This is a genomic window from Paracoccus methylovorus, from assembly GCF_016919705.1.
In the GTDB taxonomy this organism is placed as follows: Bacteria; Pseudomonadota; Alphaproteobacteria; order Rhodobacterales; family Rhodobacteraceae; genus Paracoccus; species Paracoccus methylovorus.
The window spans coordinates 176,875-193,123 of the sequence record NZ_CP070371.1 but is presented as its reverse complement, the minus strand read 5'-3'; the positions used below and the strand labels follow the sequence as shown (position 1 = coordinate 193,123).

The following is a 16,249-nucleotide window of genomic DNA, read 5'->3' as shown; positions in this document are numbered from 1 at the left end:
TTTTCAGCAGCTTATCGTAATATCGGCACGACTAACCCATTCTTAACCATTGCCATGCAATGACTCGATCCACGCGGATGAGACAAAGGCACAGGCAAATGGCAAGACTGTTTTCTTCGGACTCCCCCCATACCCCCAGACTAAAGGGATCCGGGCTTGCTGCCCTGCGCCTCATCCGCTCGCGCAAGGTCGGGCCGGCGACCTTTCACCGGTTGCTTCGCGAACATGGCAGCGCCGAAGCCGCGCTGGCCGCCCTGCCCGGCCTCGCCCACACCGCAGGGATCAAGGATTATACCCCCTGCCCAACGGCTGCGGCCGAGGCCGAGATCGCGGCCGGCCAACGGGCCGGTGCACGGCTGCTGACCTGGGACGACCCGGATTATCCCGCCCTGCTGCGCGAGATAGCCGATGCGCCGCCCGTGCTATGGCTGCGGGGCGATATATCCGTTCTCGACCGCCTGCCGGTGGCGGTGATCGGGGCGCGCAACGCCTCGTCGCTGGGCTTGCGGATGGCGCGCGGCCTTGCTTCGGGTCTGTCGCAATCCGGCGCGGCAGTCATCGCGGGATTGGCGCGGGGCATCGACACCATCGCGCACGAAGCGGCGCTGCATGCCGGGACCATCGCGGTAATGGCCGGCGGTATCGACAAGATCTATCCCAGCGAGAATGCGGCCCTGGCCGAAACGATTTGCGAAACCGGCCTGCTCGTCACGGAGCAGCCGCCGGGAACCGAGCCGGTGGCACGGCATTTTCCCGCGCGCAACCGCATCATTTCCGGGCTTTCGCGCGCCGTGGTGGTGGTCGAGGCCGCCCACCGCTCTGGCAGCCTGATCACCGCGCGCTGCGCACTTGACCAGGGACGCGAGGTCATGGCCATACCGGGCCATCCGATGGATGCCCGTGCGGGTGGGTGCAACGCGCTGATCCGCGACGGTGCAGTTCTGGTGCGAAATTCCGCCGATGTCCTGACAGCACTGCAATCGAACCAGCCCGCGACCGCACAGGCGACACAGCCAGCAATCCCCGAACAAACCACATCGGCCGCACAGACCGAAGCCGCCGTGCAGGTCAGGCAACCGGTAGCCGTCACCCGTCGCCTCGCAGAGCTGGGTCATCGCATTCGTCGCAGCCCCGTATCCGGCATACCACGTGACGCTGGCGGTCCGGTAAATCTGGAAGGGCGGATACTGGCCCGGCTGGGTCCCAGCCCGACCGAGGAAAATATGCTGATCCGCGATCTGGGGGTGCCTGCTGCCGTTCTCGCCCCTGCCATTCTGGCTTTAGAGCTGTCGGGCAGGGTGCAACGCATGGCGGGCGGCAAGCTTGCGCTTTGCAACAGTTGAAAGTCCTTGGTCACCACAGCGGCACGATCACGCTACGGTCACGCGCATGTTTGGGAACTACGCCATCGCGCAAAGGTTGACGAACCATCTCGCGACCATCGGAAAGAGGACCGACATGCACCGCATCTATAAGACAACGACAGCGATGGTGACCTGCCTGTCCCTGATAGCTCCGCAATTGGCGGTCGCACAGGATCAGCAGACCCCCGACCCTGACACGCAGATCGTCCTGCCCCCGGACGAAGCCGGTGAAACCCCGGCCGAGCAGGCGGAAACCCCCGAGCCCCAGCCCCAGGACGGCGCGGCGGAAGACAGCGGACAGCCTGCCGAACCGCCCCAAGCGGAAGGCGACCAGCCCGCCGAAGAGCAGCCGGCCGCTGAACCCACTCCCGCTGCTGAGCAGCCCGAAACAGAGCCCGCCGCGCAAGCCCCCTCACCCAAGCCGCAGGTGACACAGGCCGAGGAACCTAGCCCCAAACCGCCGGTAATCGAGGCCGCTGAGCCGCCAGCCAAACCGCAAGCGCCGCAGGCGGAGCAGGAGGTTGGCCAAGGGGAACTGCCTGCCCCCAAACCCGATACGCCCGAAGCCGTTAACACGGACGATCCGGCACCCGCGCAAAAGCCACAACCGGACGCGGCCGATCCCCAGGACACTCCGCCTGCCGCTTTGCCGGAAACAGAACCGGTGCAAGATGTCGAAGCAGGGCCGGACGAACAATCCGCCACAACAGCCCAGCCCAATGAACAGCGGGCCGATGACGCACAACGGCAGGCACAAGAAGCGGAACCGGCAGAATCAGATCCGGGTGCGAATGAAGGCCAACCTTCTGCAGTTCCGGACGCCCAAGAACTCGAACGCCGCTTACAGGAACAGGCGCACGAGGCTGAACCCGACGAGCCCGAACCGGACCAACAGCGCGCCGAAGAGGGACAGGACACGCAGGAGGTGGAAGCCAATCCACAGGAACAGGCAAACGGCCAACCGCAACCAGACCCCGAGCAGGCCGCCGAGGTACAGGCACCCGAAGTTCAAACCCGACCTAATGCGGTCGCACAGCGCGCCGCCGAAGAAGTAACCTCCACAGCTGCAGCCGCGCTGGCGGCGGACGAGGGAGAGCAAGGTCAAGGCGAGCCCAGCGAGGTGCAGATTACCGAGGATAGCGCGCGCAGTTCGGCCGAGGAATTCGCCACCACGGTCGCACAGGGCCTGCAGCAACCTGCCGTTAACCAGCAGACTCAGGAAGCGACACGCGACGATGACGACGATACGATCAAGGATATCGCCAAACTGCTTCTTGCCGGGGCGGCCGGAATGGCGGTCGGCAAGATGCTGTCCAATGACCGGCAGGTAGCGCTGAATACCGGCGATCGCCTTGTCGTCAGCCTGCCCGATGGCAGCCAGCAGGTGATCAAGGACGACAATACTCTGCTCTATCAGCCGGGTTCGAACGTCCGCACCGAAACCTTTGAAGACGGTTCAAGCCGGACAACCGTTCTGCGAGCCGATGGAAGCCGCGTGGTCACCATTCGCGACGCGAACATGAACACCCTGCGTCGCACGCTGGTGCGCGCCGATGGCACAGAAACCCGTCTTATCGACGATACCGAAGCGCAGCCGGTGCAGATCGCGAACCTGCCCGCGCCCCCGCCTGTCCGCATCAACCGCGACCGGATGGACGAAACCGCGCTGCGCGAGGCATTGCGCCGCGAGGCCGCAATTGATCGTCGGTTCAGCCTCGGCCAGATTCGTAACATCCCCGAGGTGCGTGCGCTGGTTGCTCCGGTGAATATGCCCGGGATCACCTTTGAAACCGGTTCGGCGGCCATCACTCCGGATCAGGCGCAACAGTTGGCAACGCTGGGCAAGGTGATCCGCGACAGCATCGACCAGAACCCGCGCGAGATCTACATGATCGAGGGTTACACCGACGCGGTGGGCTCCGACGCCGCGAATCTGGCCTTGTCGGACCGACGCGCAGAATCGGTCGCTTTGGCCCTGACCGAATATTTTCAGGTTCCGCCAGAGAACATGGTCGTGCAAGGCTATGGCGAACAGTTCCTGCTGGTTCCGACCGAGGGGCCCGAGCGGCAAAACCGCCGTGTCGCCGTTCGCCGCATCACCGGCCTGCTGGCTCAGAATTAAGCGAAAGGAAACTGCGGACAACGCCTGCGGTTTCCACCTCCATGGGCTTCACGCACTGCCCTATTCGCGAAGCCACCGCACCTGTTTCGGATATCAGCCCAGCGAATAGCCGGTGCCGCGAACCGTGCGCACCGGATTTTCGCCGCCATAGGCCATCAGCGCCTTGCGCAACCGGCCCACATGAACGTCGATGGTGCGTGTATCGACATAGATGTCGCGCCCCCAAACCCGGTCCAGCAATTGTTCGCGCGTCCAAACCCGTCCGGGCTTTTCCATCAGCGTCGAAAGCAGGCGGAACTCGGTTGGACCCAAGTGCAAGGGCTGGCCGGCGCGAAATACCCGGTGTTCGCTTGCATCCAGCAGGATATCGCCAAAGCTTAGCCTTTCGCCCATCGAGGCGGGGCGAGTCCGGCGCAACTGAGTGCGCAGCCGCGCCATCAACTCGACCACCGAATAAGGCTTGACGACATAATCGTCGGCGCCGGTTTCCAGCCCGCGCACCCTATCCACCTCTTCCGAGCGGGCGGACAGCATGATGATCGGGATCTGCCGGGTGTGCGGGTCGGCCTTGACCCGACGGCAGACCTCGATGCCGCTGACATTGGGCAGCATCCAGTCCAGCACGATCAGGTCGGGCTGCTCTTCCGCGACCAGAAGCATCGCCTCATCGCCGTTCTCGGCCAGAACGACATCGAAACCCTCGGCCTCAAGGTTGTATTTCAGCACCTCGCGCTGCGCGCCTTCGTCCTCGACGACCAGGACACAGGGTTGGGTCTGCGCCATGGATCACACCCCCTCTATGCGCGGCACACTTTCGCCCTTGGGGCGCGGGTCGTCAGGCAGTTCGCCTGTGGCGAGATAGATCACCTGTTCGGCGATGCCAGTGGCGTGATCGCCCATACGCTCGATGTTCTTGGCGATGAAATGCAGATGCATGCAGGCGGTAATGTTGCGCGGGTCCTCCATCATATAGGTCAGGAACTCGCGAAACAGCGCGTTGTACATCTGGTCCACTTCCAGATCGCGCTTGCGCACATCGCCGGCCAGCGCGGCGTCGCGGTGGATATAGCTGTCCAGCGCATCTTTCATCATTACCTCGACCGTGGCGGACATGCGCCGCAACGCCATGCCGGCGCCATCGATCGCGGGCATTTCGGTCAGCACATGGCTGCGCTTGGCAATGTTCTTGGCGTAATCGCCAACACGCTCAAGGATATGCGAGATCTTGATGACCGACAGCACCATGCGCAGATCAGTTGCGCGCGGTGCACGCAGCGCAATCAGCCGCGCCGCCTCTTCGTTGATCTGATGCTCAAGCTGGTCGATGGCCTTGTCGCGGCGGCGGATTTCATCGGCCAGTTCGTCGTCGCGGGTCTCCAGCGCAATGGCGGCATCATGGATGGCGCTTTCGACCATGCCGCCCATCTTGACGACCAGCGCCTGCACGGTTTCCAGGTCGCGGTCGAAAGCGGAGAGGATGTGGCGTTCGTTGTTCATGTCAGCTCCTGTCCGGTTCAGCCGATACGGCCCGAGATATAGCTTTCGGTGCGCGGGTCGCGCGGATTGGTAAAGATGTCGTCGGTATTGCCGTATTCCACCAGATTGCCGAGGTGGAAGAAGGCGGTCTTCTGGCTGACACGTGCCGCCTGCTGCATCGAGTGCGTCACGATCACCACCGAGAATTCGGCGCGCAACTGGTCGATCAGCTCTTCGACCTGGCTGGTGGCGATGGGGTCCAGTGCCGAGCAGGGTTCGTCCATCAGCAGCACCTCGGGCTGGGTGGCCACGGCCCGGGCAATGCAAAGCCGCTGCTGCTGGCCGCCCGACAGGCCGGTGCCGGGTTCGCTGAGCCGGTCCTTGACCTCGTTCCACAGGGCCGCACCGCGCAACGATCTTTCGACGATCTCGTCCAGTTCGGTGCGGCTGCGGGCCAGACCGTGGATACGGGGACCATAGGCCACGTTGTCATAGATGGACTTGGGAAAGGGGTTCGGCTTTTGGAACACCATGCCGACCTTGGCGCGCAACTGCACCGGGTCCACCCGCTTGTCATAGATATCCTCGCCGTCCAGCATGATCCGGCCTTCGACGCGGGAAATGTCGATGGTGTCGTTCATGCGGTTCAGGCAGCGCAGAAAGGTCGATTTGCCACAACCCGAGGGGCCGATGAAGGCGGTCACAGTCTTGTCCAGCAGATCGACGTTCACGTCCTTGATGGCGTGTTTTTCGCCGTACCAGACCTGCACATCGCTGGCCGAGATCTTGATTTCCGTCTGCTCCACAGCGCGCTCCAGAATACTCATGTCGTTCATGTCGGGTCTCCTCTCAAGGATTACCACCGGCGCTCGAACTTGCGACGCAGGAAGATGGCAAACAGGTTCATGCAAAGCAGGAACACCAGAAGCACGATAATCGCCCCCGAAGCGCGTTCCATAAAGGCCGGATCGGCGCGCTGGGTCCAGTTATAGACCTGCACCGGCAGGGCCGAGGCGGGGTCGAACAGCCCGTCCGGCGGCGCCGAGGGGAAATTCTTGACGAATGCCACCATGCCGATCAGCAGCAGCGGCGCGGTTTCGCCAAGCGCCTGCGCCAGACCGATGATGGTGCCGGTCAGGATGCCGGGCATGGCCAGCGGCAGCACATGGTGGAACACCGATTGCATTTTCGATGCGCCCACCCCCAGCGCCGCGTCGCGGATCGAGGGCGGCACCGCCTTTAACGCTGCGCGGGTGGCGATGATGATGGTGGGCAGCGTCATCAGCGTCAGCACCAGACCCCCGACGATGGGCGCGGATTGCGGCAGGCCGGCAAAGTTGATGAAGGCAGCAAGGCCGAGGATGCCGAAGACGATCGAAGGCACGGCGGCAAGGTTCGAGATATTCACCTCGATAATGTCGGTCCAACGATTCTTGGGGGCGAATTCCTCAAGATAGATCGAGGCGGCGACACCGATCGGCACCGCAAGCACCAACACCACCAGCATCATGTAAAGCGAACCTAGGATGGCGATACCCACCCCCGCCGCCTCGGGGCGTTGGTCAGAGGCATCGGGGCTGGTCAGGAAAGCCCAGTTCCACTTTGTCGCCAGCAGCCCCTCTGCCTTGAGCGCATTGGCAAGCTCAAGCTGCGCGGGCGAGGTGTTGGCGTCGCGCGCAGCACTTTCCATGGTGACGCGGCCCTTGAAATAGCCATCCACACGGCCATTCACCAGCACGCGGGTATCGACCGTCTGGCCGATCAGTTCGGGATCGGCCAGCACGCGGTTGCGCAACTGGGCCGAGGCCTCTTTGGAAATCAGCCCGGCAACATCCTTGTCCGACAGATCGTCGATGACGATACCCCTGTCGACAATGGTCTGTTCCAGCGATTGTTGCAGGATCTTGCCATAGGTCAGGGTCAGGACCTTGCGGATGTCATCGGGGTCGCGGTTGCCATTCTTGTCCAGTTGCGCCGCATCCAGCATCACCGGGATTTGCAGAAAGGTCTGGCGAAAGGCCCCCATGCCGCCGGTGATGATGGTGAACAGCAGGATCACCAGCATCACCATCGAGATCGCGATGGCGCCCAGGCCATAGGCACGAAAACGTCTTTCGGCGGCGTTGCGCTTGCGGGTATGCGCATCGGCCGCCAGAAGCTTGGGCCGGGGCTGCGCGCCGTTCAAGGTTGCGTCGCTCATTCGTACTGCTCCCGGTATTTGCGCACAACGTAAAGGGCGACGATGTTCAGCCCTAGCGTGATGACGAAAAGCGTCAGGCCAAGGGCAAAGGCGACCAGCGTCTCGGGGGCGGCAAAATCGTTGTCGCCGGTCAACTGGCTGACGATCTTGACGGTGATGGTGGTCATCGCCTCGAACGGGTTCAGATCCATGCGTGCCGCGGCCCCTGCCCCCAGCACGACGATCATCGTTTCGCCGATGGCGCGCGAGGCGGCCAGCAGCACGGCGCCAACGATGCCCGGCAGGGCGGCGGGCAGCACCACCTTGCGCACCGTTTCCGATTGCGTCGAGCCAAGGCCAAGCGCACCGTCGCGCAAGGATTGCGGGACGGCGTTGATGATGTCATCCGAAAGCGAGCTGACAAAGGGGATCAGCATGATGCCCATGACAAGTCCCGCCGTCATCACCGACGAGCCGGAATTGCCCAGCCCCAGCGGCTGGGCGAAATAGTCGCGCAGCATCGGACCAACGGTAATCAGCGCGAAAAGACCATAAACGATGGTCGGGATACCGGCGAGCACCTCGATCAGCGGCTTGGCGAAGCTGCGCAGCTTTGATGAGGCATATTCGGACATGTAGATCGCCGCGAACAGGCCGATCGGCACCGCAACCACGAGCGCGATCAGCGAGATATAGAGCGTGCCCCAAAGCAGCGGCAGGATGCCAAGCTGCGAGCCGCCGCCAAAACGCGGCGACCAGGTGGTCCCGAAAAAGAAATCCCGCCAGGAATATTGCTGGAAGAAATGCCCGGTTTCGAACAGCATCGAAAAGACGATCCCGGCGGTGGTCAGGATGGCGATGCTGGAACACAGGATCAGCAGGCCCTTGACCATGCTTTCGACCGCATTGCGGGCGCGAAAAGCCGGCGCGGCCCTGCCAAGCGCCAGCGCCAGTCCGGCGGCGGCCAGGATCAGCGCCACGATTGCGATGGGCGTCGCACTGGCGGCAGGTTGCAAAAAGCGCCAAAGCGCGATCAGAAACAGCGCAGGCAGCGCCGTGAGCAGCGCCGCGTTCCAACCGTGATAGCTGGGCCGCGAATGCAGTTGCCGCACGTCACCTCCGGCCAGCGCGATGACGCGGGCGCGGGCGACAAGATAGCCTGCGCAGGCAAGGGCTACGACGATCAGCAAGGTCCATGAAACAGGCATATAGGCCCTCGGGACAGGGAAATGGAAAGGGACGCGGGGGTATTCCCCCGCGCCCGACAGATCATTGGGTGATGGTCACTTGGTCGGCAACGGCTTGCTGCGTCGCAGCCAGTTCGGGATCCGCAACCAGACCATAGGCGACCAGTGGTCCGTCTGGCCCGGCCATCTCGTCCGAAACGAAGAATTCCGCGAACTCCAGCAGCCCCGGAATCGTATCGATATGTTGTTTCTTCACGTAGAAGAACAGCGGGCGCGACACCGGATATTCGCCCGAAGCGATGGTCTCGGTCGAGGGGGCGACGCCGCCGATGGTCGCGACCTTCAGCTTGTCGGTGTTGTTTTCATAGAAGGACAGGCCAAAGACGCCGATGCCGTTCTGGGCCGACTGGATGCGGGCCAGCGTTTCGGTGTAGTCGCCGTCGATGTCTATGGACTTGCCGTCGGTGCGCAGCGCCGTGCAGGCCGATACGCCCTCTTCCTCGCCCTTCTCAGCCTTGAACACCTCGGCCGCGCCGGACTCTTCGCAGCCCGCCGCGATCACCTTTTCTTCAAAGACTTCGCGGGTGCCGTGCTTGGTGCCGGGAATGAAAGCCAGGATTTCCTGGTCCGGCAGATCGGCGCGGATCTGGTTCCAGTTGGTAAAGGGATTGGCGACGACCTTACCGTCAACGACGACCTCCACCGCAAGCGCATTGAACCAGTCCGCGGCAGTGAACACAAAGTCGTTGCTGTTGATATCGCTGGCAAAGACGATGCCGTCATAGCCGATGCGGACTTCCATGATGTCGGTCACGCCGGCGGCCTTGCAGGCCTCGATTTCGCTGTCCTTGATCCGACGGCTGGAGTTGGCGATGTCGACGGTGTTCTCGCCCACGCCTTCGCAGAATTTCTTCAGACCGGCCGAGGAACCACCCGATTCGACCACCGGGGTCGGGAAATCGGTGTTCTCGCCAAAGGCTTCGGCAACGATGGTCGAATAGGGCAGCACCGTGGACGAACCCGAGACCTGGATCTGGTCGCGGGCGGCGGCGGTCGTGGCCGAGGCAGCGATCAGGGCCAGCGCCGACACGGTGAGTTTCGCGGATTTCATAGGATCACTCCTGACATTTCCATGGGGCCGGATTCGGCCTGCGCACTCTCTAAATCTCTGGTGCGACGGTTATGCGAAAGAAATGTAACAGTTCCGCGACAATCACGGCGAGTTAGGAAATCCCGTTTGAAATCAGCCTATCCGGCCGCGCTGACCGCCGGTCTGCGCCCGATCCGCCAGCAGGTGGTCCAGAATCACACAGGCCGCCATCGCCTCGGCGATGGGGACGGCGCGAATGCCGACGCAGGGATCGTGGCGGCCCTTGGTGATCAGTTCGATCTCTTCGCCCTTCTGGTTGATCGTGCGACGCGGGGTCAGGATCGAGCTCGTCGGCTTGACCGCGAATCGCACCACAATGTCCTGCCCGGTCGAGATGCCGCCCAGAATCCCTCCGGCATGATTGGACAGAAAGCGCGGCCCCTCATTGCCCATGCGGATCTCGTCGGCATTGGCGGTGCCGGTCAGGGTGGCAGCGGCCATGCCCTCGCCGATCTCGACGCCTTTCACCGCGTTGATCGACATCATCGCGGCGGCCAGATCGGTATCGAGCTTGGCATAGACCGGGGCACCAAGTCCGGGCGGGCAGCCCTGGATCAACACCTCGATGGCGGCGCCGACACTGTCCTGCGCCTTGCGGATATTGTTCAGGTAATCCTCCCATTCCGGCACGGCGCTGGCATCAGGCAGGAAGAACGGGTTGTTGCCGATCTCGGTCGCGGCGAAATTCGCGGGGTCCAGATGCAGCTTTCCCATCTGGACCATATAGCCGGTGATCTTCAGGCCGGGCACAAGGTCGCGCAACACGGCCTGCGCCACGCCACCGGCCGCGACACGCGCTGCGGTTTCGCGCGCGCTGGAGCGCCCGCCGCCGCGATAGTCGCGGATGCCGTATTTCAGGTGATAGGTGATGTCGGCATGGCCGGGCCGGAAGGCTGCCGCGATGTCGCCGTAATCCTTGCTGCGCTGGTCGGTGTTTTCGATCATCAACTGGATGGGAGTGCCGGTCGTCTTGCCCTCGAACGTGCCCGAGAGGATGCGGACCCGGTCCGGCTCTTGCCGCTGGGTGGTGAATTTAGACGTGCCGGGACGGCGACGGTCCAGGAATTGCTGGATCCAGTCTTCATCAAGCGCAACACCGGGCGGGCAGCCGTCCACTGTCGCGCCAAGCGCCGGGCCATGGCTTTCGCCCCAGGTGGTAAAGGTGAAGACGCGGCCGAAGGTGTTGAAGCTCATGGTTCCTGGACCTCCTTTTTGCCTGCGATAGCCCCAGCCGGGGCAAGGGGCAATCCCCACAGCCCCGCCAGACCGCAGATCGGCACGGGACAAAATCGCGACCTGCCCGTTCACGGACAGGACAAACAGACGGGAATCCTTGCCGGCCATAACGGCGCTGCCAAAGTCGCGTGGCACGGCGCGACAGGCTTCAACCGGCCCTAGTTCTCGCGGAAAGCACGCGCAAGGCTGTCTTCGATGGGCTTGATCAGATATTGGGCGAATGTTCTGGCAGAGGTCTCGATCATGACTTCCGCCGGCATGCCCGGCGTGGGCCGAAAGCCGTTAACCCGATTAAGCTCCAGCGGGGACAGGTCGATGCGGACGACATAGACCTCGCGCTGGATACCGTCGGTTTCGGTGGTCAGCGCATCGGCCGAGACATAGACCAACTCGCCCTGAAGCACCGGCGTCGTGCGCTGGTTCAGCGAGGTCAGCCGTACCGACGCCTTCTGCCCGATCTCGATTTCGTCGATGTCGGTGCGCGACACAAAGGTCTCGATGATCAGCGGCGCATCTTGCGGCAGGATTTCCAGGATCGGCTTGCCGGCCTCGATCACGCCGCCCGAGGTGTGATAGTGCATGCGCACGATCGTACCTGACACGGGCGAGGTGATATAGGACCGTTCCACCACATCCTGCGCCTTCAGCGATTGTTCGCGAACGCTGTCCAGCTCCGCCTCGATACCCTGGCTTTCGTCCAGCGCGGTTTGCTTGTGCTGGGCCAGGGTCTGCTCGATTTCGCTTTCGGCCTTGCGCACGGCTTCCTGCGTCTCGGCGATCAGCGCACTGATGCGGCCACTCTCGCCCTCGGCATCGGCGACGGCCCGCGACAGGGCGTTGACATCGCTGCGCCGCACCAGCCCCCGCTCCAGCAGCGATGCGCGGGCGCCCTGATCCTCGCGCAGCAGGGCAAGCTGGGTTTCGACCGCGGTAAGCTGTCGTTCATAACCCTCGATGCGGGACCGGCTGGCCGAGATATTGCTTTTCAGCAAGACAACCTCTCCTTCCACCTTGGCGCGAGCGGCGTGAAAGGCGGCCTGCTGTTCAGCCATGATGGCGGCAAAGCTTGTTTCCTCTTTGTGTTCCAGCAGGAAGTCGTTGAAGGTCAGCGTTTCCGCCCCGGCATATTCGGCGCGCAGCCGGGCGCTGATCGCCTCTAGCCGGGCGCGGCGCAATTCAAGTTCGCGGCGGTTGGCAATCGAAGCGGTGCGGTCCAGCCGGATCAGCGTCTGGCCCTCGGTCACCGCGTCCCCTTCGTCCACCAGGATTTCGCGGATGATGCCGCCCTCCAGATGCTGGACGATCTTGTTGCGGCCGGTGGCGACAAAACTGCCCGGCGCCATCACCGCCGCCGATAGCGGCGCACGAAAGGCCCAGGTGCCAAAGCCGCCCAGCGACAAGACCAGCAGCACAAGGCCAAAGACCAGATGCCCGGTTACCGAGCGCGGGACCCGTTCATAAAGGCCGTCGGGATCACTCCTGCTGGTCATGTCCTGCCTCTGATGCGGGGGGCGTCATCGTGGTTGGGGTGGCTGCTGGCTGCGCCGGGACAGGCGGGCTGGCACCGGCCTGTTTTTTGTTGGCCAGCCGCTCCAGCATCTGATTGCGTCCGCCAAACGCGGCAATCTGCCCGTCGGCCAGCAGCATGATGTTGTCCACATCCTGCAAAAGCTGGTATTTCTGCGTCACCACGATCATCGTGATGCCGTCCTTTTTGGCCAGCGCCATGGCCCGGGACAGGGCGCGGTCCCCTGCCGTGTCCAGGTTTGAATTCGGCTCATCCAGCACCACCAGCCGGGGACCGCCGAAAAAGGCCCGCGCCAAACCGATGCGCTGCTTCTGCCCGCCTGAAAGCGGCGATCCGTCGGCGGTCACGATGGTTTCATAGCCCTCGGGCAGTTTGGCGATCATGTCATGGACATCTGCCAACACAGCGGCCTGATAGATTTCGTCGTCGCGGGCATCCGGCCGCATCCGGGCGATATTGTCCTTGATGCTGCCGGGAAACAGCTGCACGTCCTGCGGCAAGTAACCGATGCACTGGCCCAACTGCCGCTGGTCCCAGTTGCGCAGGTCCATCAGGTCCAGCCGCACACTGCCCGATGTGGGCAGAATCGAGCCGACCAGCATCTTGCCCAGCGTCGTCTTGCCCGCCCCGGATTTGCCGACGATGGCCAGAGAGGTGCCGGGGTTCAGCGAGAATGTGATGGCGTTCAGCACCACCCGCTTGGTTCCGTTCGGAACGTAAAGCAGCCGTTCGACGTCCAGCCGGCCTTCGGGGTGGGGCAATCTCAGCCGTTGCTGGTTCAGAGGCGAGGATTTCAGCAAAGACGAAATACGGCCATAGGCCGCGCGCGACAAAAGCACGTTGTTCCAACCCTCGATGGCGCCTTCGATCGGGGCCAGCGCGCGGCCTGCAATGATCGAGGCCGCGATGACCATGCCGCCGGTGATCTCGCCGCGCAGGGCAAGATAGGCGCCCCAGCCCAGCAGCCCCACCTGTGTCAGCAACCGCACCCCGCGCGAGGCGCCCGCAAAGATAATGTTGCGGTCCTGCGCCCGCACCTGCGCCGCCATCGAGCTGGCGGCATCCCGGCCCCAGATGGTCACGGCCTCGGGGATCATGGCCAGCGCATTGATGATCTGCGAATTGCGCATCATCGAATCCAGATGCAGGTTCGCCCTGCTCAGATGCCGGTTTGCCTCGGAAAAGGATTTCGCGGTGGCGCGCTGGTTGATCAACGCGATCACCATCAGCACCCCCGCCGTGGTCAGCACGATCAGGCCCAGATGCGGATGGACCAGAAATATCGCCAGAATGAACAGCGGCGCGAAGGGCAGGTCCAGCAGCGACAGCAAGGTGCCCGATACCAGAAAACTGCGCACCTGCTGCAAATCGCCCAGCGTCTGGTATTCCTGCCCGCTGCTTTGCAGCGAAGCACGGGCGGCCGCCGCCAGGATGGGTGAGCCCAGCCGGGCCGAGATATCGACCGAACTGCGCAAAAGCATACCGCGACGGACGGCATCGAAGACCACCTGCAGCAGCACCGCACCGACGATCACCACCGTCAGCATGACCAGCGTATCGACCGAACGGCTGGTCAGCACCCGGTCCGAAATCTGGAACAGATAGACCGGGATCGCCAGCACCAGCAGATTGGTCACGCCGCTGAACAGCAGGACGCCCAGAATATTGGCCCAGATCCGGCGTATCGTCGCGCCCAGCGCGCCGGTGATATCCGGCTCGGAGACACGCTTGTGAAAGGCCGCACCATCTTTCGCCGGGTGCATGGCGGGCACGGCGGGAATACGCCCGGCCTGCCGGTCGATCGTGGGCCCGGTTCCCATCGGCTTGGAGGCCGGCGGCTGGCGGGACTTGTCCCCCTGCCAGTCCACGTTCATCTGAGGTTCGAGCAAAAGCCGCTCACTGGTCTTCTGGCCGCGTGTCATGCGAGCACCGTTTCCATGATATCCGCAGGCACGGCGGTATTAGTGCCGATCAGCGCAAAGTCGCTGTCCGTGCCGTCATCGCCAAGCATGCCGTCGGCCAGAAACAGCACGGCTTCGCTTGCCAGTCCGGGTGGCGGGGCCGGCATCAGCGGATTGTCGGTCATGATCAGTTCGGCCTGATGCAGCAAAGCATCCGAATAGATCGGGCCGCCCGAATGGATCGTGGAATCGACGCCGAATTCGGCAATGCTGGCCGCATTCACCAGCAGGTTCGAACCCGAGACCACGCGGACTTCCCCGCCGGCAGCCAACAGGTCGTCGCGATAGACCTCGATCTGGTCGGCATCGCCCAGCACGTTCGTCTGCCGGATCATGTTGACCGATACGAGATCGCCTTCGATATGCAGCACCCGCACCACGTCCAGCCCCTGAAAAGCCGGATCGTTCAGCACGGATTGCGGCAATGCGATCTTGCCCTGTGCCGCAGCCGCCAGCATTGCGTCATGATCGGCGGTCGTCCCGACGATGCTGGACTGGCCGATCTGGTGAATGCTTGCATCATTGATCAGCAGATTGTTGCCCGAGCTGATCGTCGCAACCTGACCGTCGCTGACGGTGATGCGGTCGTCGTCCAGCAGCACATTGATCTGCAGGATCGCATTCAGATTGATGACCTGCCCGTCCACGATGATCAGGTCGTAGCTTCTGCCCAGTTCCAGCAGCGAGATTTGATTCAGTGCGCCATTTTCGCCCATCAGCAGCAAGGTCTGGTTCGCATGTATGGTGATCGAGGCAATGTCGTTGTCCGACATCAGGTTGAACTGCTCGATCCAGTTCATGCTGATCAGGCTGCCTTCCAGCGTCGCCGTTACCCAATATTGCGGCGCCCCGCCATCACCCTGCGCCGTAGGCATCGGGTTCGAGAAATGCGCGTAGGTCGCGTAGTTGATCCCCAGCGTCGGAGGCTCGGCAGCTGTGCCTGACGTCACACCGGACAGGGCCGTGACGGTATCGGAATCGCTCCAAAGATTGGTCTGGCTGATGATGTTGTAGCTATAGACCCCCGCCGCCACGACGACGACCGGGGCGGTCAGCGCCGCAGTGGCGATCGTGACCTGATTGATCAGCGTGTTGTTGCCAAGGATCAGGTCATGGCCCTGCCCGCTGTCGCCGGGTCCGGTCGCAAACGACGACCCCGCCGAGGACGGCCCCTCATGCCTTTCGATCAAGGCGTCCTCTTGGGCCTGACGCGCCTGTTCCGCCATCTCCTTACGGTATTCGGGCATCAGCGCGTCGATATCGGGGCGGGAATCGACTTTGACGCCGTTCTGATACTGCCCCTCGACATCATCGCCTTGCCGTTGATGGATCGCGGCGCCGGCCGCCTTGATCTCGGGCAAGTCGGTCTGCCGGAAGGTTTCCGCGATCAGGCGGAACGCAGCCTCGTCCTGTGGCATCGCGACCGGCAAGGTGATGCCCAACTGGCCGGCCTGCTCCGCCAACGCTTCCAAACGGTCCGCGATCAGCCGCATATCGACAAGTCTGCCCTGCATCTCGTCAGGATCTATCTGGTCGTCATCGGCCAAACGGGTCTTCTGGATGACGATGACCGCGACCGAGCCCGGCACCGGCATGGTCCATTCGGGCACCGGCGGGTGCGGCACCGGCGGTGGAGGGTCTGGCGGCGGTGGCTCTATCTTTGGCGGCGGGTTGGTGGTCGATGACGCATAGCCGTTCGGCATCTCAAGAAAGACCTGCTCCGCCGAAACCGTGTTATCCGGGAAAGGGGTCTTTGGCCCCAGCCACGGGGGCATCGGGTCGCCCGCAAGCTCCTTGCCGGGCAAGGTGGGCGGCGCATAGGGAATATCGGGCTGGTAATCCAGCGGGCGATAGGGGTGATTGGTAATCAGGTCGAGCGGCTCGACCGGGTTCAAGTCGGGATCGGCCTTATTGGGCTTCAGCCGATCATATTCGATCCGCATCCGGCCGCCTTCGTTCGCAATGTGAAATAGCCCGATGAAATGCCAGATCGCCTCGTCTGCGGCGTCAATCGTGAACATGTCTGCCACCTTCCTCGATAAAACA

General features: G+C 63.0%; 12 protein-coding genes. 2 read left to right on the top strand and 10 right to left on the bottom strand.

The annotated features are described in order from the left end of the window. Positions 1–98 precede the first annotated feature (98 nt). Together dprA and JWJ88_RS14090 are read left to right on the top strand one after the other, a co-directional pair. Positions 99–1,343, top strand: coding sequence for a DNA-processing protein DprA (dprA, locus tag JWJ88_RS14095; RefSeq protein ID WP_205296421.1), 1,245 nt, complete (start codon positions 99–101; stop codon positions 1,341–1,343). Positions 1,344–1,458: 115 nt separating this feature from the next. Next, positions 1,459–3,486 carry an OmpA family protein gene (locus JWJ88_RS14090; RefSeq protein WP_205296420.1) on the top strand — a complete coding sequence of 676 codons (2,028 nt, stop codon included), beginning with the start codon at positions 1,459–1,461 and terminating at the stop codon, positions 3,484–3,486. A gap of 93 nt (positions 3,487–3,579) precedes the next feature. Here the strand turns inward: JWJ88_RS14090 and phoB are convergent, their stop codons facing one another. The 10 genes from phoB to JWJ88_RS14040 all read right to left on the bottom strand — a co-directional run bounded on the left by phoB (position 3,580) and on the right by JWJ88_RS14040 (position 16,224). Next, positions 3,580–4,269, bottom strand: a complete 690-nt coding sequence (phoB, locus tag JWJ88_RS14085) for a phosphate regulon transcriptional regulator PhoB (RefSeq protein WP_205296419.1) — start codon at positions 4,267–4,269, stop codon at positions 3,580–3,582. Positions 4,270–4,272: 3 nt separating this feature from the next. Then, positions 4,273–4,983, bottom strand: coding sequence for a phosphate signaling complex protein PhoU (gene phoU, locus JWJ88_RS14080; protein ID WP_205296418.1), 711 nt, complete (start codon positions 4,981–4,983; stop codon positions 4,273–4,275). Between the two features lie 17 nt (positions 4,984–5,000). Next, positions 5,001–5,798 (bottom strand): phosphate ABC transporter ATP-binding protein PstB, encoded by a 798-nt coding sequence (pstB, locus tag JWJ88_RS14075; protein WP_205296417.1) that lies wholly within the window; start codon positions 5,796–5,798, stop codon positions 5,001–5,003. Positions 5,799–5,818: 20 nt separating this feature from the next. Continuing rightward, positions 5,819–7,162, bottom strand: a complete 1,344-nt coding sequence (gene pstA, locus JWJ88_RS14070) for a phosphate ABC transporter permease PstA (protein ID WP_205296416.1) — start codon at positions 7,160–7,162, stop codon at positions 5,819–5,821. Continuing rightward, entirely contained in the window at positions 7,159–8,349 is a 1,191-nt protein-coding gene (gene pstC / locus JWJ88_RS14065) for a phosphate ABC transporter permease subunit PstC (RefSeq protein ID WP_205296415.1), read from the bottom strand. The genes pstA and pstC overlap by 4 nt, the downstream gene beginning before the upstream one ends. Before the next feature lie 61 nt (positions 8,350–8,410). After that, positions 8,411–9,439: a substrate-binding domain-containing protein gene (locus tag JWJ88_RS14060; RefSeq protein WP_205296414.1), complete on the bottom strand. Its 1,029-nt coding sequence runs from the start codon at positions 9,437–9,439 to the stop codon at positions 8,411–8,413. A gap of 132 nt (positions 9,440–9,571) precedes the next feature. Beyond that, entirely contained in the window at positions 9,572–10,672 is a 1,101-nt protein-coding gene (gene aroC / locus JWJ88_RS14055) for a chorismate synthase (RefSeq protein ID WP_205296413.1), read from the bottom strand. Positions 10,673–10,872: 200 nt separating this feature from the next. Then, positions 10,873–12,204 (bottom strand): HlyD family type I secretion periplasmic adaptor subunit, encoded by a 1,332-nt coding sequence (locus JWJ88_RS14050; RefSeq protein ID WP_205296412.1) that lies wholly within the window; start codon positions 12,202–12,204, stop codon positions 10,873–10,875. After that, entirely contained in the window at positions 12,188–14,164 is a 1,977-nt protein-coding gene (locus JWJ88_RS14045; RefSeq protein ID WP_205296411.1) for a type I secretion system permease/ATPase, read from the bottom strand. Before JWJ88_RS14045 ends, JWJ88_RS14050 begins: the two co-directional genes overlap by 17 nt. Further along, positions 14,161–16,224: a hypothetical protein gene (locus JWJ88_RS14040; protein ID WP_205296410.1), complete on the bottom strand. Its 2,064-nt coding sequence runs from the start codon at positions 16,222–16,224 to the stop codon at positions 14,161–14,163. The genes JWJ88_RS14045 and JWJ88_RS14040 overlap by 4 nt, the downstream gene beginning before the upstream one ends. Positions 16,225–16,249 lie beyond the last annotated feature (25 nt).